22 protein-coding genes, 1 pseudogene and 1 riboswitch are annotated in these 25,698 nt (G+C 62.6%); of the genes and pseudogenes, 17 read left to right on the top strand and 6 right to left on the bottom strand.

The genetic code is table 11. The annotated features are described in order from the left end of the window. Positions 1-21: 21 nt before the first annotated feature. Positions 22-154, bottom strand: a riboswitch (yybP-ykoY riboswitch). 39 nt (positions 155-193) lie between these two features. Both ACIPIJ_RS04590 and ACIPIJ_RS04585 read right to left on the bottom strand, forming a co-directional pair. Next, a complete protein-coding gene (locus tag ACIPIJ_RS04590; RefSeq protein ID WP_401073084.1) occupies positions 194-1,192 on the bottom strand; it encodes a methyltransferase in 999 nt (332 codons plus the stop codon). A 53-nt stretch (positions 1,193-1,245) separates the two neighbouring features. After that, a complete protein-coding gene (locus ACIPIJ_RS04585) occupies positions 1,246-2,211 on the bottom strand; it encodes a 2-hydroxyacid dehydrogenase (RefSeq protein ID WP_401073081.1) in 966 nt (321 codons plus the stop codon). Between the two features lie 162 nt (positions 2,212-2,373). Here ACIPIJ_RS04585 and ACIPIJ_RS04580 point away from each other — a divergent pair, with 162 nt between their 5' ends. The 10 genes from ACIPIJ_RS04580 (at position 2,374) to ACIPIJ_RS04535 (ending at position 15,348) form a co-directional block, all read left to right on the top strand. Next, positions 2,374-4,056 carry a fatty acid--CoA ligase gene (locus ACIPIJ_RS04580; RefSeq protein ID WP_401073078.1) on the top strand — a complete coding sequence of 561 codons (1,683 nt, stop codon included), beginning with the start codon at positions 2,374-2,376 and terminating at the stop codon, positions 4,054-4,056. Between the two features lie 330 nt (positions 4,057-4,386). Then, positions 4,387-6,273 (top strand): DUF1302 domain-containing protein, encoded by a 1,887-nt coding sequence (locus ACIPIJ_RS04575; RefSeq protein WP_401073076.1) that lies wholly within the window; start codon positions 4,387-4,389, stop codon positions 6,271-6,273. Between the two features lie 25 nt (positions 6,274-6,298). Then, positions 6,299-7,663: a DUF1329 domain-containing protein gene (locus tag ACIPIJ_RS04570; RefSeq protein WP_401073073.1), complete on the top strand. Its 1,365-nt coding sequence runs from the start codon at positions 6,299-6,301 to the stop codon at positions 7,661-7,663. Between the two features lie 265 nt (positions 7,664-7,928). Then, positions 7,929-10,646 (top strand): LuxR C-terminal-related transcriptional regulator, encoded by a 2,718-nt coding sequence (locus tag ACIPIJ_RS04565; RefSeq protein ID WP_401073070.1) that lies wholly within the window; start codon positions 7,929-7,931, stop codon positions 10,644-10,646. A gap of 112 nt (positions 10,647-10,758) precedes the next feature. Next, on the top strand, positions 10,759-12,366 hold the full coding sequence (locus ACIPIJ_RS04560; protein ID WP_401073068.1) for a tetratricopeptide repeat protein: 1,608 nt from the start codon (positions 10,759-10,761) through the stop codon (positions 12,364-12,366). Next, positions 12,363-13,055, top strand: coding sequence for a sensor histidine kinase (locus tag ACIPIJ_RS04555; protein WP_401073065.1), 693 nt, complete (start codon positions 12,363-12,365; stop codon positions 13,053-13,055). The genes ACIPIJ_RS04560 and ACIPIJ_RS04555 overlap by 4 nt, the downstream gene beginning before the upstream one ends. 179 nt (positions 13,056-13,234) lie before the next feature. Beyond that, on the top strand, positions 13,235-13,513 hold the full coding sequence (locus ACIPIJ_RS04550) for an AbrB/MazE/SpoVT family DNA-binding domain-containing protein (protein WP_401073063.1): 279 nt from the start codon (positions 13,235-13,237) through the stop codon (positions 13,511-13,513). Then, positions 13,510-13,857 carry a type II toxin-antitoxin system ChpB family toxin gene (locus tag ACIPIJ_RS04545; protein WP_401073061.1) on the top strand — a complete coding sequence of 116 codons (348 nt, stop codon included), beginning with the start codon at positions 13,510-13,512 and terminating at the stop codon, positions 13,855-13,857. Before ACIPIJ_RS04550 ends, ACIPIJ_RS04545 begins: the two co-directional genes overlap by 4 nt. 14 nt (positions 13,858-13,871) lie before the next feature. After that, positions 13,872-14,516 (top strand): MBL fold metallo-hydrolase, encoded by a 645-nt coding sequence (locus ACIPIJ_RS04540; RefSeq protein ID WP_401073058.1) that lies wholly within the window; start codon positions 13,872-13,874, stop codon positions 14,514-14,516. A 109-nt stretch (positions 14,517-14,625) separates the two neighbouring features. Further along, complete coding sequence (locus ACIPIJ_RS04535; protein WP_401073056.1) at positions 14,626-15,348, top strand: OmpA family protein; 723 nt, start codon at positions 14,626-14,628, stop codon at positions 15,346-15,348. A 56-nt stretch (positions 15,349-15,404) separates the two neighbouring features. Here ACIPIJ_RS04535 and pta read toward each other — a convergent pair whose 3' ends face one another. Both pta and ACIPIJ_RS04525 read right to left on the bottom strand, forming a co-directional pair. After that, on the bottom strand, positions 15,405-17,492 hold the full coding sequence (gene pta / locus ACIPIJ_RS04530; protein ID WP_401073053.1) for a phosphate acetyltransferase: 2,088 nt from the start codon (positions 17,490-17,492) through the stop codon (positions 15,405-15,407). A gap of 32 nt (positions 17,493-17,524) precedes the next feature. Beyond that, positions 17,525-17,827 carry a DUF3565 domain-containing protein gene (locus tag ACIPIJ_RS04525; RefSeq protein ID WP_401073451.1) on the bottom strand — a complete coding sequence of 101 codons (303 nt, stop codon included), beginning with the start codon at positions 17,825-17,827 and terminating at the stop codon, positions 17,525-17,527. Here ACIPIJ_RS04525 and ACIPIJ_RS04520 point away from each other — a divergent pair. From ACIPIJ_RS04520 to ACIPIJ_RS04510, 3 genes are all read left to right on the top strand, one after another. Beyond that, positions 17,826-18,311 carry a peptidylprolyl isomerase gene (locus ACIPIJ_RS04520; RefSeq protein ID WP_401073051.1) on the top strand — a complete coding sequence of 162 codons (486 nt, stop codon included), beginning with the start codon at positions 17,826-17,828 and terminating at the stop codon, positions 18,309-18,311. The two genes, ACIPIJ_RS04525 and ACIPIJ_RS04520, sit on opposite strands and share 2 nt — an antisense overlap. A 144-nt stretch (positions 18,312-18,455) precedes the next feature. Next, positions 18,456-18,938: a glutathione peroxidase gene (locus ACIPIJ_RS04515; RefSeq protein ID WP_401073048.1), complete on the top strand. Its 483-nt coding sequence runs from the start codon at positions 18,456-18,458 to the stop codon at positions 18,936-18,938. A 123-nt stretch (positions 18,939-19,061) separates the two neighbouring features. Continuing rightward, positions 19,062-20,165 carry an NADH:flavin oxidoreductase gene (locus ACIPIJ_RS04510; RefSeq protein ID WP_401073046.1) on the top strand — a complete coding sequence of 368 codons (1,104 nt, stop codon included), beginning with the start codon at positions 19,062-19,064 and terminating at the stop codon, positions 20,163-20,165. Here ACIPIJ_RS04510 and ACIPIJ_RS04505 read toward each other — a convergent pair. Continuing rightward, on the bottom strand, positions 20,134-21,348 hold the full coding sequence (locus ACIPIJ_RS04505; RefSeq protein WP_401073044.1) for a glycosyltransferase family 4 protein: 1,215 nt from the start codon (positions 21,346-21,348) through the stop codon (positions 20,134-20,136). The two genes, ACIPIJ_RS04510 and ACIPIJ_RS04505, sit on opposite strands and share 32 nt — an antisense overlap. Positions 21,349-21,524: 176 nt before the next feature. On the opposite strand from ACIPIJ_RS04505, the gene ACIPIJ_RS04500 reads away from it, so the two are divergent. Beyond that, entirely contained in the window at positions 21,525-22,841 is a 1,317-nt protein-coding gene (locus ACIPIJ_RS04500; protein ID WP_401073041.1) for a methyl-accepting chemotaxis protein, read from the top strand. Between the two features lie 32 nt (positions 22,842-22,873). Here ACIPIJ_RS04500 and ACIPIJ_RS04495 read toward each other — a convergent pair. Beyond that, positions 22,874-23,071: pseudogene (locus ACIPIJ_RS04495) on the bottom strand (EI24 domain-containing protein); the annotation flags it as partial. 155 nt (positions 23,072-23,226) lie between these two features. Here ACIPIJ_RS04495 and ACIPIJ_RS04490 point away from each other — a divergent pair. The 3 genes from ACIPIJ_RS04490 to ACIPIJ_RS04480 are packed head-to-tail and all read left to right on the top strand — an operon-like array spanning position 23,227 to position 25,528. Continuing rightward, positions 23,227-23,673, top strand: a complete 447-nt coding sequence (locus tag ACIPIJ_RS04490) for a very short patch repair endonuclease (protein ID WP_199864459.1) — start codon at positions 23,227-23,229, stop codon at positions 23,671-23,673. Next, complete coding sequence (locus ACIPIJ_RS04485) at positions 23,670-24,881, top strand: DNA cytosine methyltransferase (RefSeq protein WP_038817567.1); 1,212 nt, start codon at positions 23,670-23,672, stop codon at positions 24,879-24,881. Before ACIPIJ_RS04490 ends, ACIPIJ_RS04485 begins: the two co-directional genes overlap by 4 nt. Continuing rightward, positions 24,878-25,528: an Eco29kI family restriction endonuclease gene (locus tag ACIPIJ_RS04480; RefSeq protein WP_401073037.1), complete on the top strand. Its 651-nt coding sequence runs from the start codon at positions 24,878-24,880 to the stop codon at positions 25,526-25,528. The genes ACIPIJ_RS04485 and ACIPIJ_RS04480 overlap by 4 nt, the downstream gene beginning before the upstream one ends. The last annotated feature ends 170 nt before the right edge of the window (positions 25,529-25,698 follow it).

The following is a 25,698-nucleotide window of genomic DNA, read 5'->3' as shown; positions in this document are numbered from 1 at the left end:
TGCGTGTCATAGGTCTTGTCAAACCCTGGATCCGTCTGTGCGGATCTTGCTCATCAGAGCTGGGTCGCACGCGCCATGGCCTGTGGGCCAAGTGTGTTGACGCGTGCCGGGCAAGCAGGGTGCTTGCGGGAGACTACTCCCCTAGGACGGAGCGGATTCTGCCTAGCCGAACCGCTTTCGGCAAGCCCTGTTTTTAACCGCGTGTTGCCCGGTAGATGCGAAAACCCTCCGCTTCGGCGCAGGTCTGGCAGTTGCCCAAGGCGCCTTCGATCAAGGGCTGGTAGCGCAGGAAACTGTTGGCGACCAAGCGCATTTCGCCACCTTTTTGCAGATGTTGGCCTGATTTTTTCAGCAGGTTTTCCGATGCCTGGTAGTTGGTGTGCACTCCGGTATGGAACGGCGGGTTGCTCAGGATCAGGCTCAGGTCGGTGGGCGCGGCGTCAATCCCATCACCACTGATGACGTCCCCTTCAAGGTTGTTGGCTGCCAGCGTCAGGCGGCTGGCGGCCACGGCAAAGGCGTCCACGTCCAGCAGGGTGACCTGGCTCTGTGGATAACGGCGTTTGACCGTGGCGCCGAGCACCCCGGCACCGCAGCCGAAGTCCAGTACATGGCCGGTCGGCAGGTTGTCCAGGTGCTTGAGCAGCAGCGCCGTGCCACGGTCGAGGCGGCCATGGCTGAACACGCCGGGCAGGCTGATGACCTGCAGCGGGCCATCTTCCAGTTCGAGCTCGAAGCGCTCGGCCAGGCTTTCCAGCGGCTTGGCTGCGGGGGCGTTGTCCACCGTGACCTGCCACAGCTGGCAGTGCCGCGCGCTGTCCAGCTTGCGTGGCTTGCCAAAGGCCAGCAGTTGCTTGGCCGCGCCCTCGATGCCACCGCGTTTTTCGCCGACCAGGTACAGTTCGCGGCCGGCCAGGCGCGAGGCCAGGGCATTGAGCAGGTAGGCCGCCAGTTCGCGCGACTTGGGCAGGAACAATACGGCCGCCTCGAACGCTACCGGCGGCACCTCGACACCGTAATGGCTGCGCCCGGCAAAACGGCCGTCGAGCATCGCCTGGTCGCCGGCATGCCAGGTCCAGCCATGGGCCTTGGGCAGTTGGCCGAGCAGGTCGTCGGCGGGGGCGCCGGCGAGCAGCAGCGGACCCTGGAACAGGTCCGCCTGGCGGAGCAACACTTCACTGCGCGGGTCCATGGACGGCGCCTCCTGAAAAAAGTCGCGCAGTGTAGCAGAGCCAGCCTTTGCGCTCAGCTGACCACGCGGCGTGGCTGGCCGGCGAAGAAGGCCTGAACGTTCTCGCTGAGCTGGCCGACGATGCGCTGGCGCGACTCCACCGCGCCCCAGGCGCTGTGCGGGGTGATGATCAGGCGCGGGATATCCCCGGCCAGCAGCGGGTTGCCCTGGACCGGCGGCTCGACGCTCAGCACGTCGGTGGCGGCGCCGCCCAGGTGGCCGTTGCGCAGGGTGTCGGCCAGGGCCTGCTCGTCGATCAGCCCACCGCGGGCGGTGTTGACCACCAAGGCGCCAGGCTTGAGCAGCGCCAGCTCGCGGGCGCCGAGCATGTGCCGGGTGTGCTCGTTGAGCGGGCAGTGCAGGGTCAGGGCGTCGACCTGCGGCAGCAGCTCCTCCAGCGGCAGGCGGTCATCGCGCGCCGGGCGCCCGGGGATCTGCCCGCTCAGCACGCGCATGCCAAAAGCTTCGGCAAGGCGTGCGACGGCGCCGCCCAGCTCGCCATGGCCGAGCAGGCCGAGGGTCTTGCCTTCCAGTTCGACGATGGGGAAATCCAGCAGGCAGAATTGGCTGGCCTTGGCCCATTGGCCGTCAGCCACCGCCCGGTTGTAGTCGCACAGGCGCGTGGCCAGGGCCAGCAACAGGGCAATGGTGTGCTGCGCCACCGACGGCGTGCCATAGCCCTGGCAGTTGCACACCGTGATGCCCTGGGCGCGGGCAGCGGCCAGGTCGACATTGTTGGTGCCAGTGGCGGCAACCAGGATCAGTTTGAGCTGCGGGTTGGCCGCCAGGGCCTCGGCGTCGAGCATGACCTTGTTGCTGACCACCGCGACCGCGCCCTGTAGGCGCTCGGCCACCTGGTCGGGGCGGGTGGCATCGAACAGCTCGAACTCATCGAACTGGCTTCGCAGCGGGGAAAGGTCGAGGTCACCAAGGTCCAGGGATTGATGATCGAGAAACACGGCGCGACGCGGGCTGGGCATCAGTAGGGCTCCGTTGGCAGGGCAGGGATGGTCCATCACCCGAACAATGCCACTCATACCTTGCGCAGCCAAATCATTCCTTCGGCTGATTTGACCGTCACATTGGCGAACTACAGTAGATCCCAGACTTGTTCGGCTCGCTTTCCAGATTAAGGGATACCCATGTTGCAGACCCGCATCATCAAGCCCGCCGAGGGCGCCTACAACTACCCTCTGTTGATCAAACGCCTGCTGATGTCCGGCAGCCGCTACGAAAAGACTCGCGAAATCGTCTACCGCGACCAGCTGCGGCTGACTTATCCACAGCTCAGCGAGCGTATCGCCCGCCTGGCCAACGTGCTGACCGAAGCCGGGGTCAAGGCCGGTGACACCGTGGCGGTCATGGATTGGGACAGCCACCGCTACCTGGAATGCATGTTCGCCATCCCGATGATCGGTGCGGTGGTGCACACCATCAACGTGCGCCTGTCGCCCGAACAGATCCTTTACACCATGAACCATGCCGAAGACCGTGTGGTGCTGGTCAATAGTGACTTCGTCGGCCTTTACCAGGGTATTGCCGGGCAACTGACCACGGTCGACAAGACCCTGCTGCTGACCGATGGCCCGGACAAGGCCGCCGAGCTGCCGAACCTGGTCGGCGAGTACGAACAATTGCTGGCAGCGGCCAGCCCGCACTACGACTTCCCCGACTTCGACGAGAATTCGGTCGCCACCACCTTCTACACCACCGGCACCACCGGTAACCCCAAGGGCGTCTACTTCACCCATCGCCAGTTGGTCCTGCACACCCTGGCCGAGGCATCGGTGACCGGCAGTATCGACAGCGTGCGCCTGCTGGGCAGCAACGATGTGTACATGCCCATCACGCCGATGTTCCACGTGCATGCCTGGGGCATTCCCTATGCGGCCACCATGCTCGGCATGAAGCAGGTGTACCCGGGGCGTTACGAACCGGACATGCTGGTCAAGCTGTGGCGGGAGGAGAAGGTCACCTTTTCGCACTGCGTGCCGACCATCCTGCAGATGCTGCTCAACTGCCCAAGCTCGCAAGGCCAGGACTTCGGTGGCTGGAAGATCATCATCGGCGGCAGTGCGCTCAACCGCTCGCTGTATCAAGCCGCATTGGCCCGGGGCATTCAGCTGACCGCGGCGTATGGCATGTCCGAAACCTGCCCGCTGATCTCGGCCGCGCACCTGAACGATGAGCTACAGGCCGGCAGCGAGGACGAGCGCGTCACCTACCGCATCAAGGCCGGCGTGCCGGTGCCGCTGGTGGAGGCGGCAATCGTCGATGGTGACGGCAAATTCCTCCCGGCCGACGGCGAGACCCAGGGCGAGTTGGTGCTGCGCGCCCCCTGGCTGACCATGGGTTACTTCAAGGAAGCGGAAAAAAGCGAAGAGCTTTGGCAAGGCGGCTGGTTGCACACCGGTGACGTCGCAACCCTCGACGGCATGGGTTACATCGATATTCGCGACCGCATCAAGGATGTGATCAAGACCGGGGGCGAGTGGATCTCGTCACTCGACCTCGAAGACCTGATCAGTCGTCACCCTGCGGTGCGGGAAGTGGCGGTGGTGGGCGTTGCCGACCCGCAGTGGGGCGAGCGCCCATTCGCGTTGCTGGTGGTGCGTGATGGGCAAGCGGTGGATGCCAAGGCGCTCAAGGAGCACCTCAAGCCGTTTGTCGAGGAGGGCCACATCAACAAGTGGGCGATTCCCAGCCAGATCGCCGTTGTTACAGAAATTCCCAAGACCAGCGTAGGAAAACTCGACAAGAAGCGCATCCGCCAGGACATCGTTCAATGGCAGGCCAGCAACAGCGCGTTCCTTTCCACGTTGTAACCGTGCTGCGGGTCGTGCCCCTTGGAACACGACCCGCAGGCCAGAGCGGTCGGTGCCTTGCCAAACGGCAAAAATGCGCCATGCTTCAGCCTTGCCAGCGCGCAACCCGGGCCACGCCGGGGCGAATTGGCGGCCAGTGTGCAAATCACACTTTAGAGGGATCAAGCACCTAAGTCTGCTGGCTATAGTCGGGGCCAGGGGATTTTCAGGAATGGGGGAGGACGACACGCGCAACACGTGTCGTCGCGGGTGAAAACCCGCATACCGGTCGCACGGGCCGTTCTTGAAAGGACTCACTGCCATAACAAAAAAGTACATGGAGTAGCGTCGATGAAATCTGCAAACCCGTTCTGGCGCCGGGCCAAGCTGCCCTTGGCCGTCAGCCTTGCTTCCACGCTCGCAAGTCCAGCTTTTGCGGTCAGTTTCAACATCGGGGAAATCGAAGGTCAGTTCGACTCGTCGCTCTCCATCGGGGCCAGCTGGTCGACCGCCAACCCGAACAAGAACCTGATCGGGGTCAACAATGGCGGCAAGGGCCTGTCGCAAACCTCTGATGATGGCCACCTCAACTTCAAGAAGGGCGAAACCTTCTCGAAAATCTTCAAGGGCATCCATGACCTGGAGCTGAAGTACGGCGACACCGGCGTGTTCGTGCGTGGCAAGTACTGGTACGACTTCGAACTCAAGGACGAAAGCCGCGAGTTCAAGGACATCAGCGACTCCAACCGCAAGGAAGGCGCCAAGTCTTCCGGGGCGCAGCTGCTCGACGCCTTCGTGTACCACAACTATTCGATCGGCGATCAGCCAGGGTCGGTGCGCTTCGGCAAGCAGGTGGTGAGCTGGGGTGAAAGTACCTTCATCGGTGGTGGCATCAACTCGATCAACCCCATCGACGTCGCCGCCTTCCGCCGCCCTGGCGCCGAGATCAAGGAAGGCCTGATCCCGGTCAACATGTTCTACATCTCGCAGAGCCTGACCGACAACCTGTCGGCCGAGGCCTTCTACCAGATCGAGTGGGACCAGACCGTCGTCGACAACTGCGGTACCTTCTTCTCGCAACCCGACATCATCGCCGACGGCTGCACCGACAACCTGCGCGTGCTCAACAGCAGCCGCACCGTGCCGGCCGCTGCTCAGCAGTTCCTCGCCACCCGTGGCGTGAACATCAACGAGGAGGGGGTGATGGTGGCCCGCGGCGCCGACCGCGACGCCCGTGACAGCGGCCAGTTCGGCGTGGCCCTGCGCTACATGTTCGAGCCACTGGACACCGAATTCGGCGCCTACTTCATGAATTACCACAGCCGTGCGCCGATCTTCAGCGCCACCGGCGCCTCGCCTTCGGTGTTCGCCGGCCTGAGCCAGCTGCCGGCACAACTGCGTGCCCTGGCGCCGCTGATCGTGGCGGGCAACTCGAAATACTTCGTCGAGTACCCCGAAGACATCCGCCTGTATGGCCTGAGCTTCTCCACCACGCTGCCCACCGGCACCGCGTGGAGCGGTGAACTCAGCTACCGGCCGAATGCTCCGGTGCAGTTGAACACCACCGATATCCTGTTCGCCGGTGTGCGTCCGATTGGTGGCGCACTGACCAATGCCTCGCTGCTGACCGGTACCCCAGGCGAGGACCTGCACGGCTATCGCCGCAAGGAAATCACCCAGTTCCAGACCACCCTGACGCATTTCTTCGACCAGGTGATGGGCGCCAGCCGCATGACCGTGGTCGGCGAACTGGGCGTGACCCATGTCGGTGGCCTGGAAAGCGCGCACGAAACCCGCTACGGCCGCGACCCGGTCTTCGGCCCAGGCCCGCTGCCGGCAACCGGTGGCGCCGACACCTGCCAGGCACTCAATGCCAGCACCATTGCCGGTGCAGGTGCTGGAGCCTCGACCACCAACCTGAACCGCAAGTGCGAAAACGACGGCTACACCACCAGCACCTCCTGGGGTTACCGGGCCCGCGTCATCTGGGACTACAACGACGTGTTCGCCGGGGTCAACCTCAAGCCCAACATTGCCTGGTCGCATGACGTGTCCGGTTACTCGCCGGGCCCAGGCGGTAACTTCGAGGAAGGCCGCAAGGCCGTCAGCCTTGGCGTGGACGCCGAGTACCAGAACACCTACACCGCGAGCCTGTCGTACACCAACTTCTTCGACGGCAAGTACAGCACCGTGGATGATCGCGACTTCGTCGCCCTCAGCTTCGGCGTGAACTTCTAAGCACACAGATCCAGGACGACACGACATGAACAAGACCAGAAGTCTGCTGCAAGCCGGTGTACTGGGCCTGTCCCTGCTGGCGACCAGCGTCATGGCTGCGGTTTCCGCCGATGAAGCGGCCAAGCTGGGCAGCACCCTGACACCGATGGGCGCAGAAAAGGCCGGTAACGCCGATGGCTCCATCAGCGCGTGGCAGCCGCTGTCGAAGACTGCCGGCAGCGTCGATGCCAAAGGCTTCCTTGCCGACCCGTACGGCAGCGACAAGCCGCTGTTCACCATCACCGCGCAAAACGTCGAGCAGTACAAGGACAAGCTTTCACCGGGCCAGGTGGCGATGCTCAAGCGTTACCCGGACACCTTCAAGATCCCGGTGTACAAGACCCACCGTGGCGCCACCGTACCTGACGATGTGTTCGCCGCGATCAAGAAGAACGCCACTGCGACCACGCTGGTCGAAGGCGGCAACGGCCTGAACAACTTCCAGACCGCCGTGCCGTTCCCGATCCCCAAGAGCGGCCTCGAGGTGATCTGGAACCACATCACCCGTTACCGTGGAGGCAGCGTCAGCCGCCTGGTGACACAGGCCACGCCGCAACAGAATGGCTCGTTCAGCCTGGTGTATTTCTCCGACCAGTTCGTCTTCCGCGACAAGATGAAGGACTACGACCCGAACAACCCGGGCAACATCCTGTTCTACTTCAAGCAGGAAGTGACCGCGCCCGCACGCCTGGCCGGGACCGTGCTGCTGGTGCACGAGACCCTCGACCAGGTGAAGGAACCGCGCAAGGCATGGATCTACAACGCCGGCCAGCGTCGTGTGCGCCAGGCTCCGCAGGTATCGTATGACGGGCCGGGTACCGCCGCCGACGGCCTGCGTACTTCGGACAACCTGGACATGTACAACGGTGCGCCGGACCGCTACGACTGGAAGCTCGAAGGCAAGAAGGAAATGTACATTGCCTCCAACGCCTACAAGCTCGACGACCCGAAGCTCAAGTACGGCGACATCATCAAGGCCGGGCATATCAACCAGGACCTCGCCCGTTACGAGTTGCGCCGGGTCTGGCATGTGGTCGCCACGCTCAAGCCTGGCCAGCGGCACATCTACGCCAAGCGTGACTTCTACATCGACGAGGACACCTGGCAGGCTGCGGTGATCGACCAGTATGACGGCCGCAACCAGCTGTGGCGCGTGTCCGAGGCGCATGCCCAGGACTACTACAACGTGCAGGTGCCTTGGTACACCCTGGAAGCCATTTATGACCTGCAGTCAGGCCGCTACCTGGCGTTGGGCATGAAGAACGAAGAGAAGCGCGCTTACGACTTCGGCTTCAGTGCCAGCAAGGCCGACTTCCAGCCGGCAGCGCTGCGCCAATCGGGTATTCGTTGAACCGCTAACCAACACCTCCGTGTGACCTCCCAGAACGCCCCGGCTTGCCGGGGCGTTTCTGTTTCAGCCTGCAACCCTGCGCAGGCAATAAAAGTGCTGAATACCTCGCCAAACCCCCGCTGCAAGCACTGTCCATCAGGGTTGTTGCTTTTTGTTGTAGTCTTTTCCAGGTGATTTGCGTCCATCATCTTCAAATGCGCTGCGTTACCCGCTAGTCTCGCAAGCATCCGTACCGCCGTAGTCTTCCAACCAGAACGAGCCGGCCATGACAGATTTGTCCCGTACGCATGGATTCGCCAGCCAGGCCCTGGGCCTGCTGGACGGGCGTTTCTTCCGGCCACCGCTGCCGGACGGTCACGTGCCTCGCGCGCGGCTGTGCCAGCGCCTGCAAGCCGGCCTCAGCGGGCGCTTGCTGCTGGTCAACGCCGCGGCAGGCTTCGGTAAAAGCTCCCTGGCCATCGAATTCTGCGAGGCGTTGCCCGACCATTGGCGCAGCCTCTGGCTTGGCCTGAGCCAGCGCGATGCCGACCCCGGCCGCTTCCTCGAGCGCCTGCTCGAAGGCCTGCAACAGTACTGCCCGGCACTGGGCGGCCAGGCCATGGGCCTGCTGAAGATGCGCCAGCGCCATCAGCCCTTCGCCTTCGAGGAATGGATCGACGGCCTGCTCGATGAACTGGCGTTGTACCTGCAAGCCGATACGCCCTTGCTGCTGGTGCTGGACGACTACCATCTGGCCCAGGGGCCGGTGCTCGATCGCTGCCTGCAGTTCTTTCTCAACCACTTGCCTGCCGGCTTGGTGCTGCTGGTCACCAGCCGCCAGCGGCCCGACTGGCACCTGGCGCGGCTGCGCCTGTCGCGGCAACTGATCGAACTGAACGAGCAGGAATTACGCCTGACGCCAGACGAGTCTCTGGCGGTCATCGGTCGACAACCTACCGGATTGCGCGGCCAGGCCCTGGACAACCTGATCCAGCGCAGCGACGGCTGGGTGGCCGGGCTGCGGTTCTGGCAGCTGGCAGCCAGCGAATCCGGCGATGAACATGCCTTGCCCCAGGCCCTGCATGGTGGCGAAGGGTTGATTCGCGATTACCTGCTTGAAGAAGTCATCGATATCCTGCCAGCGGAGGTCCAGGCGTTCCTGTTTGACACCGCCTGCCAGGAGCGTTTCTGTGCGGCGTTGTGCGATGCCCTGCGCGAGCGCGATGACAGCGCCGCCATCTTGTCCTACCTGCAGGCGCACCAGGTGTTCCTGGTGCCGTTGGACGAGCACGGGCACTGGTATCGCTACCACCATTTGTTTTCCGACCTGTTGCGCAGCCGTCAGTCCAGCGAACCGCAGGCGCGCCTGCACTTGCGCGCCTGTCGCTGGTTCCAGGCCCAGGGCCTGCTCGACGAGGCGGTGGAACAGGCCTTGCGCGCCGGCCACCTGGATGTCGCCGCCGACCTGGTGCAGAGCCTCTCGGAGGAGCAACTGCTGGCCGAGCAGAACGTCGGCATGCTGCTGCGCTGGAAGATGGACCTGCCCGACAGCTTGCTGATCAGCACGCCCCGGTTGATCGTGCTGTACAGCTGGGCGCTGGGCCTGGCCTGCCAGCTGGATGCAGCAGAAGAGTTGGCAAGCTACCTGAGCCGCTTTCTGCCTGCCCCTTCAGCCACGGCGCAAAGGTCAATGCTGGCGCAATGGCTGGCCTTGAGTGGGGTGATCGCCCGCGGCCGTGGCGATCGCGAACGCACCCTGGCCTATTGCGGCGAGGCGCTCCAAAGCCTGCCGAGCAAACGTTACGGCCAGCGCCTGGTGTGCCTGTCGACACTGTCCAACCTGGCCATCGCCGACGGCGACTTCTGGCGCGCGCGTGGCTGGAACCGTGAGGCACTGGAGCTGGCCCAGCGGGTCGGCAACCCCTTGTTCGAAGCCTTGGCGCACTACGACCGCGCGCGGGTGCTGCATGCCCGTGGCGAGGTGCTGCGCGCCCTGGACGAAGTGCGCCAGGGGTTGCAGCGCCTGCAGGGTCTTTCTGCTCAGCGCCTGTATGCGGTGCGCGCGCGCTTGACCTTGTACGAGGGCTATCTGCTGGTGGCGCGCCTGCAACCTGCACAAGGCCGCGCGCGCCTGCGGGCGGGGCTGGGGGAGGCGCGGGCCTGCCGCGACATCAGCGTGCTGATCGGCCATTGCGTAATCGCCGCGCTCGACGGCCGTGAAGGCCACTATGCCGAGGCCTTCGCCGAACTGGCCGAGGCAGAACGGTTGATGCACATCTGGGATGTGCCACCGATCTTCTACCTGGCCATGATTACCCTGGTGAAGTGCGAGTTGTGGCTGGCCCAGGGCCGTACCGACCTGGCCGAGTCCTGGTTGTTGCGCCTGGGGCAGACCTACGGGGGGGAGCAGCCCGCAGCGGCGCCGGAGTTCCACCCGTTGCTGCCACTGCATATTGCCTTGCAACAGGCCTTGCTCGAGCGCATCCAGGGGCGCAGTGACGATGCCGTTGCGCGTTTGCGTGGCCTGGTCGAGCGTGGGCAGGCAAGCGGCGGCATGATGCTGAGCCTGAGCGCGCTGTGCCAATGGATCGGCTTGTGGCTGGAAGAAGGGCGTGAGGCGCAGGCCGCCGAGTTGCTGCCCATGGCCCTGGCGGCGGCCCAGGGTGGCGTGATGCAGCCGTTCCAGCGGTTGATCGAATTGCACCCGTTGTGGCTGCGCGAGCACCTCCTTGCGCGGGCTGCCTGCAAGGTCCAGGTCGATTTGCTGGCGCGCCTGCCCGAGCTGGCCGCGCCCAGCAGTGGCACGGGCGAGGCCCTGAGTGGGCGAGAGCTGGCCGTGCTCGAATTGATCGCCCAAGGCTGTTCCAACCAGCAGATCAGTGAGCGTCTGTTCATCTCCCTGCACACCGTCAAGACCCACGCCAGCCATATCAACAGCAAGCTCGGTGTGGAGCGGCGTACCCAGGCGGTGGCGCGGGCCAAGTCGCTGGGCCTGCTGGCCTGACATTTACCGCTGTGTGATCCGCCCTCATCTTTCCCGACCCGTGGCCGATACAGGACTCGGCGGTATGCATCGCCGCACGCCATCCTCCCATCATCCAATACAGGTCGTGTTGATGCTGCAGTACGGGCAAAAGAGCTTTCTGATCGTCGATGACTTCACCGACTTTCGTACGTCGACGCGTTCCATGCTGCGCGAGCTGGGTGTGCGCGACGTGGACACTGCCGACAGCGGTGAGCAGGCGCTGCGCATGTGCGGGCAGAAGCGCTATGACTACATTCTCCAGGACTTCCACCTGGGTGACGGCAAGAAGAACGGCCAGCAAGTGCTCGAGGACCTGATCCTCGACAAGCTGATCAGCCATGAGTGCGTGTTCATCATGGTCACCGCCGAGAGCAGTCAAGCCATTGTGCTGAGCGCGCTCGAGCACGAGCCCGATGCCTACCTGACCAAACCCTTCAACCGGGTGGGCCTGGCGCAGCGGCTCGACAAGCTGACGCAACGCAAGACGTTGCTCAAGCCCATCCTGCAGGCGCTGGACCGCGGCCGCCCGGCCGAGGTGCTGGCCGCTTGCGCCGAGTTGTGCAAGAAAGACCCGCGTTTCGCCCCCCTGTGCCTGCGCTACCGCGCCGATGCCCTGCGTGACCTCAACCGCTTCGATGAACTGGAAAAGTTCCTCAAGGGCATCCTCGCCAGCCGCCCGCAGCCGTGGGTGTATGCGGCGTTGGGCAGCCTGATGCACAAGCGTGGCCAGAATGCCCAGGCCCAGGGCGTCTACGAACAGGCGCTAAAGGCATTCCCGATCATGCCGAGCCTGTATGACGGCATGGCCAACGTGCTGGTGGCGCAAGGCGAGACCAAGCGCGCACAGAACATGCTGGAAGAAGCGGTGCGCCTGTCGCCCCTGGCGGTACGTCGCCAGGCCGCGCTGGGCAAGCTGGCGCTGGACAACGAAGACTTCGAGAGTGCCTCCAAGGCCTTCCGCCATGCGGTGAACCAGGGGCAGAGCTCGCGCTACAAGGATGCCGAAAGCAACCTCGGGCTGGTTCAGGCACTGATGAACAAGAACGCCGGCTTCGGCCTGGATGCGCGTACCCGGGTCGAGATCAACACCGTGCTCAGCGAGGTGGCCAAGGACAACGTCGAGGACCAGGGCCTGCAAGTGCGTGCGCGCCTGATGAAAGCCGCCAGCTTGCAGCAGGCGGGCGATGCCGAGACTGCCGCCAAGCTGACCGAGCAGGCCATGCAGCGGCTGGACAAGATGGACCAGTTCTTCTCGGTCGAAGCCGCGTTGACCGTGGCCAAACAGCTGCAGTCGCTGGGCCAGGAAACCGCCGGTGGCACCATCCTCAAAGGCTGTGTGGAAACCTATGGCGATGACCCCAAGGTCATGCAGAGCGTGGCCAAACTGACGGACGACCCGACGGTGCTCGGTGCCGTCACCGAAGCGGTCGACCTCAACCGCCAGGGCGTGCGCAGCTACCAGGCAGGGCAGCTCAACGAGGCCTTGCAGATGTTCCGCAAGGCGCTGTCGCTGCAACCCAAGAACATCAGCATTGCGCTCAATACGGCCCAGGCGCTGCTGCGCATCGGCGGTGAAACCACGCCACCGGCCATCCTGCAGGAGTGTCGTGACTGCCTGACCCGTGTCGCGGGCATTCCAGCCAGCGATAGCCGCTACGACCGCTACCGCAAACTGCACATCAAGGTGTTCGGCGCATGAGCCAGGACAATCAGGGGCTGGATTTTTCCACGGTGATCGCCTCCACCGTGCACGACCTGAAAAACTCGCTGTCCGCGCTGATCCAGTCCCATGACCAGTGGCTGGCGCGGCTGCCCGAGGCGCTGCGCAGCGGCAGCGAGCAAGGCGTGATCGAGCACGAGTTTCGCCACCTCAACGGCATGCTGGTGCAGATGCTCGGCCTGTACAAACTGGGCGTCAACCAGCTGCCGGTATGCCCGGACTACCACGAACTGGATGACTTCATCGAAGCGCAACTGGCGGCCCACCAGCAGGTGCTGGAGCACAACGACATCCTCGCCACTTGGCGTATCGACAGTGAAAACCCGCTGGGCTTCTTCGACCGGGAGCTGGTCGCTTCGGTGATCGCCAACGTCGTCACCAACGCCACACGCTATGCCGGCCATGCGCTGCTGATCAGCATCGAGGAAGAAAACGAGCAGTTGGTGATCAGCGTCAACGATGACGGCCCAGGTTACCCGGCACGCATGCTGGAGCGGCAGCAGGACTACGTGCAGGGCATCGATGCGCAAAGCGGCAGCACCGGGCTTGGCCTGTATTTCGCGGCACGCATTGCTGCGCTGCATGAGCGTAATGGCGTGCGTGGGCGGATCGAGATTGCCAATGGTGGAGCGCTTGGGGGTGGGTTGTTCAGGTTGTATTTGCCGTGATCCTTGTTGGGCGGATCGCTTGAGCCCAGGGTGCGTTTATGGCCGGTTGTAAATCGATTCCCAAGCCATTGTGAGGTATCTCCTACTCGTGGCGCGCGGGCTTTTTTGAGGCCTGGCAAATGACAATGTAGATACGAAGTTTCTACATTCCACTTGCAATCACTTGGAGGGTTTCTACTATGTATCTACCTTGGGAGATACTTATGCAGATCAAAATTCAGCAATGGGGCAATAGTGCTGCGATTCGTTTGCCGGCAGCAGTGCTCAAACAGATGCGCCTTGGTGTCGGCTCCACCTTGAGCCTGGATACGGCAGGCGAGGCGATGGTACTCAAGCCAGTCAGGACCAAGCCCAAGTACACACTCGATGAGCTGATGGCACAATGTGACCTGAACGCACCGGAGCCCGAGGACATGGCTGACTGGAACGGCATGCGTCCAGTGGGACGTGAAGTGTGAAGCGGGCTAAATTCGGCCGGGGAGATATTGTTCGGGTCAACCTCGACCCTACATTAGGGCGCGAGCAGCAAGGGACTGGGCGCCCAGCCCTGGTAATCACCCCAGCGGCATTCAATGCATCTGGGCTGGCCGTGATTGTCCCCATATCCCAAGGTGGAGATTTCGCGAGGCATGCCGGTTTTGCGGTTACCCTTAGCGGTGCGGGTACCCAGACGCAAGGCGTGATGCTCTGCAATCAGCTCCGCACGGTCGACCTTGAAGCCAGAGGTGCCAAACGGGTCGAGTCGGTTCCCGAGGTGGTGATCCTCGACGCGCTGGCTCGCGTTCAAACTCTATTCGATTAGTGCTGTGTTTATTCATGGATAAAGCGTCGTTCACTCTCATCCGCGAAACCTTCCCCGTAGGCCCTCTGCAGTGCAACTGCACGCTGATCGGCGACCCGGTCACCCAGAAAGCCATCGTCGTCGACCCGGGCGGTGACCCGGACAAGATTCTCGCCCGCCTGCAGGCCCATGGCCTGACCCTGGTGAGCATCATCCACACCCACGCGCACTTCGACCATTTCCTGGCTTCGGGCAAGCTCAAGGAACTCACCGGTGCCACCCTGCACCTGCACAAGGACGACCAGCCGCTGTGGGACAACCTGGAGATGCAATGCCAGATGTTCGGCGTGCCCTACACCCCGGCGCCGCCGCCTGACCGCTGGCTGGGAGACGATGAGGAACTGGCCTGTGGCTGTGGCGTGGCGTTGCACACCCCAGGGCATACGCCGGGCTCGATGAGCTTCTGGTTCGCCGACGCCAAGCTGCTGGTGGCCGGTGACACGCTCTTCCGCCGCGGTATCGGCCGCACCGATTTGTGGGGCGGCGACCAGCGCGCTATCGTTCGCTCGATCAAGGAGCGGCTGTATCGCCTGGACGAGGACGCTATCGTGGTGACGGGCCACGGGCCGGATACCCGCCTGGGCGACGAGATGCGCGAGAACCCCTTTGTGCGCGCATGAACCTGCATTAAAAGCCTTTCATGGAATTTTTTTGCCATCAGGCGATCCAAGGCTGGCATAGATGCATTCACGATCCGCCGCACACACGAATTTTTGTAGGAGCTTGTCCATGTTCACCATGCGTCGTCTGATTATCGTCGCAACCGCCGCAGCCCTGATGACCGGCTGTGCCGGCCAGAACCCCTACGACAGCCAAGGCCAGGCGCAGGACGGCTCGACCGGGATGAGCAAGACCGCCAAGTATGGCGGCCTGGGCGCGCTGGCCGGCGCCATCGCCGGCGCCGCCATCGACCACAACAACCGTGGCAAGGGCGCGCTGATCGGCGCTGCCGCGGTGGGAGCCGCCGCCGCCGGTTACGGTTACTACGCCGACAAGCAGGAAGCCGAGCTGCGTGCGCAGATGGCCAACACCGGCGTCGAAGTGCAGCGCCAGGGCGACCAGATCAAGCTGATCATGCCGGGCAACATCACCTTCGCGACCGACTCGGCGAACATCGCGCCGAGCTTCTACTCGCCGCTGAACAACCTGGCAAGCTCGTTCAAACAGTTCAACCAGAACACCATCGAAGTGGTCGGCTTCACCGACAGCACCGGCAGCCGCCAGCACAACATGGACCTGTCGCAGCGCCGTGCCCAGGCGGTCAGCACCTACCTGACCTCGCAAGGCGTCGACGCTTCGCGCGTTACCGTGCGTGGCATGGGCCCGGACCAGCCGATTGCCAGCAACGCCGATACCAATGGCCGCGCGCAGAACCGCCGGGTCGAAGTCAACCTGAAGCCGATCCCGGGCCAGCAGTACGACCAGCAGGGGCAGGTTCAGCAGTATCCGTAAGCCATAACTGCGGTAATGAAAAGGGCAGGCCCATACGGAGCCTGCCCTTTTTCATTTCAACGGACAGTGCTGGCCTGAATCGCGGTCAACGCGATGGTATGCACGATGTCGTCCACCTGAGCGCCGCGCGGCAGGTCATTCACCGGCTTGCGCAGGCCTTGCAGCATCGGCCCCAGGCTGACCCCATCGGTGCTGCGCTGCACCGCCTTGTGGGTGGTGTTGCCAGTGTTCAGGTCAGGGAACACGAACACAGTGGCGCGCCCGGCCACCGGGCTGTCCGGCGCCAATTGGCGGGCGATGTCCGGGTTGGCGGCAGCGTCGTACTGCAGCGGGCCATCGATCTGCAGGCTGTGCTCGGCGCTTTGCGCCAGGCGCGTGGCCTCGCGCACTTTCTCCACCTCTTCGTCGCTGGCCGAGTCGCTTGAGTAGCTGATCATCGCCACCCGTGGCGCAATGCCGAAGGCTTGCGCCGACTCCGCACTCTGCCGGGCGATTTCGGCCAGCTCGCTGGCGCTGGGGTGCGGGTTCATCACGCAGTCGCCGTACACCAGCACCTGCTCGGGGAACAACATGAAGAATACCGACGACACAAGGCTGGCACCCGGCGCGGTCTTGATCAGCTGCAGGGCCGGGCGGATGGTGTTGGCGGTGGAGTGCACCAGGCCCGAGACCAGGCCGTCGACCTCGTCCAGCGCGAGCATCATGGTGCCGATCACCACCGGGTCCTCGAGCTGTTGCTCGGCCATGGGCGCATTGAGGTTCTTGCTCTTGCGCAGGTCGACCATCGGTTCTACATAGCGCCCGCGAATCAGCTCAGGGTCGAGAATTTCCAGGTCCGCCGGCAGGGTAATGCCTTGCGCGCGGGCCACGGCTTCGACTTCTTCCGGCTTGGCCAGCAGCACGCAACGGGCGATGCCGCGCGCCTGGCAGATCGCCGCAGCCTGCACCAGCAGCGGTTCCGCGCCTTCCGGCAGGACGATGCGCTTGTTCGCCTGCTGGGCCCGCTGGATCAGCTGGTAACGGAACACCGCAGGCGACAGGCGCAGCTCGCGCGGCGTGCCGCAGCGCTGGTGCAGCCAGGCCGCATCGAGGTGGCTGGCGACGAAGTCAGTGATGAACTCGGCGCGTTCGCGGTCGTCCACCGGGATCTCGCGGTTGAGCGAGTTGAGCTGGTTGGCAGTGTCGTAGGAGCCGGTGCTGACCGAGAGGATCGGCAGGCCGGCCTGCAGGGCGCCGCGGCACAGGCCGAGGATGCGCGCATCGGGTTTGCTGTCGCTGGTCAGCAGCAGGCCGGCCAGCGGCACACCGTTGATCGCCGCCAGGCTGACGGCCAGGATGATGTCGTCGCGGTCGCCCGGCGTGACGACCAGGGTGCCGGGGGTGAGCAGCGGCACGGTATTGGCCACGGTACGCGCGCAGATGATGATCTTGTTCATGCGCCGCTGCTCGTAGTCGCCGGCGTTGAGCACCTGCGCGCCGAGCAGCTCAGCCACGTCACGGGTGCGCGGGGCGTTCAGGTCGGGCTGGTAGGGGATGCAGCCGAGCAGGCGGAATTCGCCGCCGCGCAGCAGCGGCGAATGCTCGCGCAGGCGCGTGGCGAATTCGGCCATGCTCTCGTCGGTACGCACTTTGTTGAGGATCACCCCGAGCACTTTCGGGTCGCGCGGGCCACCGAACAGCTGGGCTTGCAGCTCGACCCGCCCGGACAGCTCGCTGAGCACTTCGTTTTCCGGCGCCGACACCAGGATCACCTCGGCGTCCAGGCTCTTGGCCAGGTGCAGGTTGACCCGCGCCGCGTAGCTGGCGTGGCGGGTTGGCACCATGCCCTCGACCACCACCACGTCATTGCCGATACAGGCTTGCTGGTAAAGGCGGATGATTTCCTCTAGCAGCTCGTCCAGCTGGCCATCGCCGAGCATGCGCTCCACTTGGGCCAGGCTGAGCGGCATTGGCGGTTTGATACCGTGTGTGCGTGCGACCAGTTCGGTGGAGCGTTCCGGGCCAGTGTCGCCAGGGTGCGGTTGGGCGATCGGCTTGAAGAAGCCGACTTTGAGCCCGGCGCGTTCCAGGGTCCGCACCAGGCCGAGGCTGATGGACGTCAGGCCGACACCAAAGTCGGTCGGCGCAATGAAAAATGTTTGCATGCGTGCTTCTCGAAATAAAGCGTTGCAAGGAATCAACGGCCAAGGGTAGCGCCATCGGCCTCTTGTGCACACCAACCACAGGCGAAAGCCTGGCCGATGCGCTGCGCGCGCTGTTCAGGGTCGAGCACCCACGGGCGCGCTTGCCACGGTGGCTGGTGGCGCAGGTGCTGGGTATGGCCGCATGAAAGGTCGACCACCCAGTGGCCCTCATCGTCCTGATGGAATCCGATGATCCGACTGATGGGGCGCCCCTCGCCCTTGCTGCGTTCGCAATCGGGCGATGCGTTGGTTACACTTGTCCGCTCTACATACTTTTGCAAAAGGTCTTGCCCCATGCTGATCGCCGCCAACAAGGCTGTCTCCATCGACTATACCCTGACCAACGACGCCGGGGAGACCATCGACAGCTCCGCCGGTGGCGCGCCGCTGGTCTATCTGCACGGTGCTTCCAACATCATCCCAGGCTTGGAAAAGGCCCTGGAAGGCAAGCAGGCTGGCGACGAACTGAACGTCACCATCGAGCCTGAAGATGCCTACGGCGAATACTTGGCCGAACTGGTCAGCACCCTGAACCGCAGCATGTTCGAAGGCGTCGACGAACTGGAAGTGGGCATGCAGTTCCACGCCTCGGCGCCGGATGGCCAGATGCAGATCGTCACCATCCGTGACCTCGACGGCGACGACGTGACTGTCGACGGCAACCACCCGCTGGCTGGCCAGCGCCTGACCTTCCAGGTCAAGGTGGTCGACGTGCGTGATGCCAGCGAAGAAGAAATCGCTCACCGTCACATCCACGGTGAAGGTGGCCATCACCACTGATTTTCTGCGCTAAGCTCAGAAAGTCGCCAGGCGCTCGGACAAGCCGACAAGCCTTCCTCAGGGAGGTACACGGCTTGGACGGGCGCCTTTTTAGTGGGCGCAATTCGCCCCAGCGGCACCCGGGAACCTGAGAGGGGATTCATCATGAGTGCATTTCACGACCTGACGTTGAAGGCGCTGAATGGCCAGGACCTGCCCCTGGCACCGTTCAAGGGCCAGGTAGTGCTGGTGGTCAATGTCGCCTCCAAGTGTGGCCTGACGCCGCAATACGCTTCGCTGGAAAAGCTGCATCAGCAGTTCAAGGGCAAAGGCTTCAACGTGCTTGGCCTGCCCTGCAACCAGTTTGCTGGCCAGGAACCTGGCAGCGAGAAGGAAATCCAGGATTTCTGCAGCCTCAACTATGGCGTGAGCTTCCCGCTGGGAGCCAAGCTTGAGGTCAATGGGCCGCAGCGTCATTCGCTGTACCGCCTGCTGGCAGGTGAGGGCGCCGAGTTCCCCGGCGACATCAGCTGGAACTTCGAGAAGTTCCTGGTGGGCAAGGATGGGCGCGTGCTGGCACGGTTCGCTCCACGTACCGCGCCGGATGACCCTGCGGTGTTGCAGGCCATCGAGAAAGCGCTGGTCTGAATATCCCGGGGGGTGCCCAGCACCCCCAGCGATACCCCAGAATCACCCAGATCAATAATGCTGGGCCAACCCCGCCACTGCTCCTAACCTCAGCGCATTTCCTCACCCAGACGGAAGCGCCCCATGTCCAGCAATCCTTTGTTCAAACCCTTCACCCTCGGTGCGCTCGAGCTGCCGACCCGCGTCGTCATGGCACCGATGACCCGTACCTTCTGCCCCGGTGGCGTGCCTCATGATGGCGTGGTCGAGTATTACCGCCGCCGCGCCGCTGCTGGCGTGGGCTTGATCATCACCGAGGGCACCACAGTCGGGCACCTGGCCGCCAATGGCTATGCCAACGTTCCGCGCTTTTATGGTGAAGATGCGCTGGCTGGCTGGAAGCGCGTGGTTGACGCCGTTCACGCCGAGGGCGGGCGTATCGTGCCGCAGCTGTGGCACGTCGGCGCGGTACGCCGCCTGGGCACCGAGCCGGACGCCAGCGTGCCGGGTTACGGGCCCAGCGAGAAGGTCAAGGACGGCCAGGTCCAGGTGCACGGCATGAGCCGCGACGACATCCGTGAGGTGATCGCCGCGTTCGCCGAGGCGGCCCGCGCTGCGCAGGCCATCGGCATGGACGGTGTGGAGATCCACGGTGCCCACGGTTACCTGATCGACCAATTCTTCTGGGCGGCCAGCAACCGCCGCGACGATGAATACGGCGGCGACCTGGCCGGCCGATCGCGCTTTGCCATCGAGCTGGTCCAGGCCGTGCGGGCAGCGGTAGGGCCAGGCTTCCCGATCATTTTCCGCTTCTCGCAGTGGAAGCAGCAGGATTACAGCGCCCGCCTGGTGGAAACGCCCGAGGCGTTGGGCGCTTTCCTCAAGCCATTGTCCGACGCGGGTGTGGATATCTTCCATTGCTCTACCCGGCGTTTCTGGGAGCCGGAATTCGAAGGCTCTGCGCTGAACCTGGCCGGCTGGACCCGCACCCTGACCGGCAAACCGACCATCACCGTGGGCAGCGTCGGCCTCGATGGTGAATTTTTGCAGTTCATGGTCGAGACCGACAAGGTGGCCAAGCCGGCCAGCCTGGAAGGCTTGTTGCGCCGCCTGGGCGACGAGGAGTTCGACCTGGTGGCCGTGGGCCGGGCGCTGCTGGTAGATGCCGAGTGGGCACAGAAGGTTCGCGAAGGGCGCGAAATGGACGTGCTGCCGTTCAGCCGCGAGGCGCTGTCGAGCCTGGCTTGATCGCCAGCGCGGTGTTTGCCGGTTCGCCGTCCACAAGCGCCGTGTGGCAGGCGCTGTAAAGGTGCGTCTCGAACTGCTCGACGATCGCAGGCCAGCCCTGGCGGCTGGCGTGCTGGCGGGCATTGAGGCGCACCCGGCGCAGGGTTTCGCTTTCTTCCAGTAGCCAGCAGGCCGCATCGATGAAGGCGGCCTGGTCAGCGGGCATGGCCAGCGCGCCGCTATGACCGTGGCGGATGTGCTGGCCGGCGGCGGCCTCGTCATAGGCGACCACCGCCAGGCCCGAGGCCATGGCCTCGAGCACCACGTTGCCAAAGGTCTCGGTCAGGCTTGGGAACAGGAACAGGTCGCCGCTGGCGTAGTGCTCGGCCAGGGCTTCGCCGCGCTGGGCGCCGCAGAACACCGCCTCCGGCAGTTGCTGTTCGAGGGTTGCCCGTTGTGGGCCATCGCCCACTACCACCAGGCGCAGGCGTCGCTGTGGATAAGTCTTCTGCAGGGCTTGCAGGCAAGGGCGCAGCAGCGCCAGGTTCTTTTCCGCGGCCAGGCGCCCGACATGCAGCACGGCGATGTCCGCCGGGCCGAGCCCCCAGGCATCGCGCAAGGCCTGGCTGCGGCGGGCCGGGTTGAACAGACAGGCGTCGACGCCACGGGCCATCAACGCCAGGCGCTCGAAGCCGCGCCGCTCCAGCTCCAGGCGCTGGCTGGCGCTGGGCACCAGGGTGGCGACGGTGCGCCGGTGGAACCAGCGCAAGTAATGGGTGAGCAGCCGCGCCAGCAGGCCGAGGCCGTATTGGCCGGAATACTGCGGGAAATTGGTATGAAAGCCACTGACCACCGCCACCCCCAGACGCCGGGCGGCCCGCAATGCACTCAGCCCCAACGGCCCTTCGGTGGCGATATACAGCACATCCGGGCGCTGCCTGCGCCAACGGCGCAGCAACGTGTGCATCGACACCTCGCCCCATTGCAACCCCGGGTACCCCGGCAAGCCCCAGCCACGGCACAGCAGCAGGTTAGGGTCGGCGCCCGCGGGCAGCTCGCCGGCCTGCCGTGGCCGCACGATCTCCACCCGGTGGCCGCGTTGGCGCAGGCCATCGCTGAGGCGGCCAAGGGTATTGGCCACCCCGTTGATTTCGGGTGGGAAGGTTTCGCTGACGAGGGTGATGCGCAGGCTAGGTGTATTCATGACAAAAAGTCTCCGCCTGCTGCGTTGCGCTCATGTGATAGCCATGTGACGCGCAGATGACGCCTGATTTCCGGCAGTTTCGCCGGTATGAATATTTCGTTGCAGGGCACTCAAGAAGTCGTGGGAGACAGCCGATGAAGATGCATTCGATCAGGTGACGCGCTCCGGGAGCGGTGATGTTCAACAGCAAGCTCAAGCAAGAAATTCAGCAACTGCGCGAGGACCTGTTCTCCGTCGAGCAAGTCAAGAGCAGCCTGGACAGCGAAATGCTGGTGCTGCAGCTCGATCCCCAAGGGCGCATCGAGATGGTCAATGGCAATTTCGAGAAAGAGATGCTCTACCGTCCCGAGCAACTGATCGGGCGTCACATCGAGGACATCGTGCCGGGGCATGTGAAGAAACTCGACTTCTACCAGCGCATGAAAAGCGCCATCACCCGGGGTGAGCACCTCAACGGCGCCTTCCGCTTGCTGCGCGGCAACGGCGAAGAGGCCTGGTTGCGTTCGATCCTGCAGCCGGTCAAGGGCAGCGACGGGCGCATCAAGCATTTCTCCATGCACTCCAGCGACCTGACCCGCACCATCGAGACCTCGCGTGAGCACGAAAGCCTGATCAAGGCGCTGATGCGTTCCACCGCAGTGATCGAGTTCAACCTCGATGGCCACGTGCTGACTGCCAACGACCGTTTCCTGCAATCGGTGGGTTACAGCCTGGAGCAAGTGCGCGGCAAGCACCACCGCATGTTCTGTGAGCCGGAAGAAGCCAACTCGGCGGGCTACCAGGCGTTCTGGGACAAGCTGCGCCGTGGCGAGTACGTGGCCGATCGCTTCAAGCGGATCGATGCACATGGGCGCACGGTATGGCTGGAAGCCTCCTACAACCCGATCATCGATGCTCACGACGTGCTGTACAAGGTGGTCAAGTTCGCCACCGTGATCACCGACCAGGTCAATCAGGAACAGGCCGTGGCGCAGGCTGCGGACATCGCCTACACCACCTCGCTGGAAACCGACAGCAGCGCGCGCAAAGCCACCGACGTGGTGACCCAGACCGTGGAGGTGATGCGTGGCCTGGAAGGCTCGATGCAAGATGCTGCCGAGGGCATCCAGGCGCTGGACAAGCAGTCGAAGGTGATCGGCGCGATCATCAAGACCATCAGCGACATCGCCGGCCAGACCAACCTCCTGGCGCTCAACGCCGCGATCGAAGCGGCCCGCGCCGGTGAGCAGGGCCGTGGCTTTGCCGTGGTCGCCGACGAAGTGCGGCAATTGGCGTCACGTACCAGCACCGCCACCGAAGAGATTGCCAAGGTGGTGCAACAGAACGAGCAACTGGCCCAGGCGGCGGTGGACATCATCGATACCAGCAAGCGCCAGGCCGAGCAGGGGCTGGCGCTGGCGGCGGATACCGGTGGGGTGATCGTCGAGATCCAGGAAGGGGCCAAGAAAGTGGTGGATGCGGTGGGGCAGTTTTCCAATCAGCTCAGCCACTGAGCCAAGGCGCCGCCAAGCGGCGCCAGGCTTCGTCAATGGCGCTCGCGTACCCAGAACAGCGTCGCCCCCGCCACCGCCGCCGGCATCATCAGCACGTTCACCCCTGGAATCATCAATGCCAGGTAGGTGATGCCGCCAAAGCCCATGCTCTGCCAGCGCTTCTGCCGCAGCCAGGCGAGCATGTCCTGCCAGCTCATCTTGTTATTGTCCGCCGGGTAGTCGATGTACTGATAAATCTACCTACATCGGCTGAAAACCACGTAAATCAACGCCCCTTCCCAAGGGAGTGAGCAGGAAATGTACCAGTGATATGGTGGGCTTGAAAGCCCGCCTTCATGGGGTGTCTCGGCACAGCCAGATCGCCGTTTAGGGCTTTGGGTAATGAATGAATCCTGTATGGCTGATAAGATTCGTGGATACGTTGACCCCCTCTGAGCGAAGCATCCGGATGGCAAGCGTGAAGGCGAAGGACACCAGGCCGGAAATGCTGGTGCGTCGATTGCTTTTCTCGCTGGGCTTTCGTTATCGGCTTCACGACCGTGGTCTGCCAGGCAGTCCGGACATCGTTTTCAGAGGTAGGAAAAAAGCTATCTTCGTTCACGGATGCTTTTGGCATCGACACGAAGGCTGTCCACTCGCAAGGTTGCCCAAATCACGGTTGGATTTCTGGATTCCGAAGCTGGAAGGGAACAGGGAGCGAGATGCGCGCAAGCTGCTTCAGCTACAGTCTCAAGGATGGGATGCCTTGGTGATTTGGGAATGTGAGCTTAAAGATTTGAATTTACTAGAGAAAAAACTGAATGGCTTCCTGGGCCGGGGGAACACGCAATGAAATCCGTTGAGCTATTCGCGGGGGCTGGTGGGCTTGCTATGGGCTGTGAAATAGCAGGTTTTTCACACCTGGCGGTCGTCGAGTGGGATAAATGGGCGTGCGACACGGTTCGCGAGAATAAAAAGCGTGGTTACCCATTGGTGCAGCATTGGAGCCTGCATGAAGGTGACGTTCGCGGGTTCGATTGGAGCAGCATTCCTGAAGGTATCGACCTACTTGCAGGTGGACCTCCTTGCCAACCCTTCTCAATCGGGGGTAAGCATGGGGCATACGATGATCGGCGTGACATGTTCCCAGCAACGGTGGAGATCATCCGAACCCTCAAGCCGAAGGCATTTATCATTGAAAACGTGAAGGGGCTAACGCGAGCGGCCTTCGCCAATTATTACCAGTACATCTTGCTTCAACTGGAATTCCCCGAGTTGCCACGCCGGAAGGATGAAGGCTGGCATGACCACCTGATGCGACTGCAAGCCGAGCGCACCTCGGGTAAGCGTAAGGGGAAAGGCCATACCTACAACGTGGTGCCAACACTCGTGAACGCTGCCGATTACGGTGTGCCGCAGAAGCGGGAGCGGGTATTCATTGTCGGTTTTAGGGACGATCTTGGGGTTGAATGGTCGTTTCCAGAGGAAACTCATAGCTATGATGCCTTGCTGCACTCACAATGGGTTACCGGTGAGTATTGGGCTCGACATGGTTTAGAAATGCCGGAAGTTCCAGCGAAGCTTTGGTCGCGTGTTTGTAAATTGAGAAGCGGCCTTCTTCCGATGGATAAACTACCATGGAGAACGGTTCGTGATGCCATTGCTGACCTTCCTGACCCTGAAACCCGTGCAGCATTGAAGGTCCCAAACCACACATTTCAAGGTGGTGCTCGTTCATACCCAGGTCACACCGGCAGTCCCTTGGACCTTCCAGCCAAAACCTTGAAGGCAGGAGATCATGGCGTTCCAGGTGGTGAGAACATGTTGGTTAAGGAAAACGGCGAGGTGCGTTACTTTACTGTGCGTGAGAGTGCACGTATTCAAACCTTCCCTGACGGTTTCAGGTTCCATGGGAGTTGGTCTGAGACCATGCGGCAGCTCGGCAATGCTGTACCGGTACTGCTAGCACAGCAGGTTGCATCGAGTGTCGCGGAAAAGTTGGCAGTTGCTGAAATCCTCCGTATTCAGAAAACTGCCAAGAAGGTGGTGAATGTCGCATGACGGGTAAAGTCGTTCCATTTAATCCATTGGATAAGAAAAACCTTGGTGCAAGCGTTGCTGAAGCACTGCTCTCAAAGGAAGCTCACCCGCTCGGCGCGCTTCCTGTGTTTGAGGGGGCAGGCGTGTATGCGATTTACTACACTGGAGATTTTCCAGCTTATACACGGCTAGCATCATTGAACAAAAGTGGCCAGTTCATGCTGCCGATTTACGTTGGTAAAGCTGTTCCGGCAGGCGCTCGCATGGGCGGTGATTTAGGTACATCGCCTGGTAAGGTTCTGCAGAAGCGGTTGAAAGAGCATGCCGATAGCATTCGGTCTGCTGAAAACTTGAATATTGATGATTTCCACTGTCGATTTTTAGTGGTGGACGATATCTGGATTCCTTTGGGTGAGTCGTTGATCATCGCAAGGTTTACCCCGGTCTGGAACTCCTTGATTGATGGCTTTGGTAACCACAACCCAGGGAAAGGGCGTCATGCAGGGATGCGACCTCGTTGGGATGTATTACACCCTGGGCGGTCATGGGCAATGAATCTTGCTGAACGACCTGAGAACGCATCAGATATTTCTGATGACGCTGCGAGTTATCTGCGTGAGCGAACTCCAAGCCTATCGACTCAATTTATCAAAGCTGAAGGTGAATGATTCTTGGGGCGTAGTGTAGGCTAGATATAGAAAAGGGATCATGTAGTTGATCCCTTTTTTATTTGTGTTGCTTGTGGTTGTGCGAGAAATAAGTCGTGGGGATATCACAAGCCGATAGCGGTTTTATGGCTTCGCGTTACCAGGCGTAGTTGTTCAGTATGTTTGAATCG

Origin of the sequence: Pseudomonas sp. NPDC087185, from assembly GCF_044744955.1 — a bacterium.
Taxonomy (GTDB): Bacteria; Pseudomonadota; Gammaproteobacteria; order Pseudomonadales; family Pseudomonadaceae; genus Aquipseudomonas.
The sequence above is the reverse complement of the archived record's forward strand: the minus strand, read 5'-3'. Positions and strand labels throughout refer to the sequence as shown.

Coding starts and splice junctions, on each gene's coding strand:
- ACIPIJ_RS04500 (WP_401073041.1), top strand. CDS start 21,525: ATGTTCAACAGCAAGCTCAAGCAAGAAATTCAGCAACTGCGCGAGGAC.
- ACIPIJ_RS04490 (WP_199864459.1), top strand. CDS start 23,227: ATGAATCCTGTATGGCTGATAAGATTCGTGGATACGTTGACCCCCTCT.
- ACIPIJ_RS04560 (WP_401073068.1), top strand. CDS start 10,759: ATGCTGCAGTACGGGCAAAAGAGCTTTCTGATCGTCGATGACTTCACC.
- ACIPIJ_RS04590 (WP_401073084.1), bottom strand. CDS start 1,192: ATGGACCCGCGCAGTGAAGTGTTGCTCCGCCAGGCGGACCTGTTCCAG.
- ACIPIJ_RS04585 (WP_401073081.1), bottom strand. CDS start 2,211: ATGCCCAGCCCGCGTCGCGCCGTGTTTCTCGATCATCAATCCCTGGAC.
- ACIPIJ_RS04525 (WP_401073451.1), bottom strand. CDS start 17,827: ATGGGGCAAGACCTTTTGCAAAAGTATGTAGAGCGGACAAGTGTAACC.
- pta (WP_401073053.1), bottom strand. CDS start 17,492: ATGCAAACATTTTTCATTGCGCCGACCGACTTTGGTGTCGGCCTGACG.
- ACIPIJ_RS04555 (WP_401073065.1), top strand. CDS start 12,363: ATGAGCCAGGACAATCAGGGGCTGGATTTTTCCACGGTGATCGCCTCC.
- ACIPIJ_RS04565 (WP_401073070.1), top strand. CDS start 7,929: ATGACAGATTTGTCCCGTACGCATGGATTCGCCAGCCAGGCCCTGGGC.
- ACIPIJ_RS04510 (WP_401073046.1), top strand. CDS start 19,062: ATGTCCAGCAATCCTTTGTTCAAACCCTTCACCCTCGGTGCGCTCGAG.
- ACIPIJ_RS04485 (WP_038817567.1), top strand. CDS start 23,670: ATGAAATCCGTTGAGCTATTCGCGGGGGCTGGTGGGCTTGCTATGGGC.
- ACIPIJ_RS04550 (WP_401073063.1), top strand. CDS start 13,235: ATGTATCTACCTTGGGAGATACTTATGCAGATCAAAATTCAGCAATGG.
- ACIPIJ_RS04535 (WP_401073056.1), top strand. CDS start 14,626: ATGTTCACCATGCGTCGTCTGATTATCGTCGCAACCGCCGCAGCCCTG.
- ACIPIJ_RS04570 (WP_401073073.1), top strand. CDS start 6,299: ATGAACAAGACCAGAAGTCTGCTGCAAGCCGGTGTACTGGGCCTGTCC.
- ACIPIJ_RS04580 (WP_401073078.1), top strand. CDS start 2,374: ATGTTGCAGACCCGCATCATCAAGCCCGCCGAGGGCGCCTACAACTAC.
- ACIPIJ_RS04515 (WP_401073048.1), top strand. CDS start 18,456: ATGAGTGCATTTCACGACCTGACGTTGAAGGCGCTGAATGGCCAGGAC.
- ACIPIJ_RS04505 (WP_401073044.1), bottom strand. CDS start 21,348: ATGAATACACCTAGCCTGCGCATCACCCTCGTCAGCGAAACCTTCCCA.
- ACIPIJ_RS04520 (WP_401073051.1), top strand. CDS start 17,826: ATGCTGATCGCCGCCAACAAGGCTGTCTCCATCGACTATACCCTGACC.
- ACIPIJ_RS04540 (WP_401073058.1), top strand. CDS start 13,872: ATGGATAAAGCGTCGTTCACTCTCATCCGCGAAACCTTCCCCGTAGGC.
- ACIPIJ_RS04480 (WP_401073037.1), top strand. CDS start 24,878: ATGACGGGTAAAGTCGTTCCATTTAATCCATTGGATAAGAAAAACCTT.
- ACIPIJ_RS04575 (WP_401073076.1), top strand. CDS start 4,387: ATGAAATCTGCAAACCCGTTCTGGCGCCGGGCCAAGCTGCCCTTGGCC.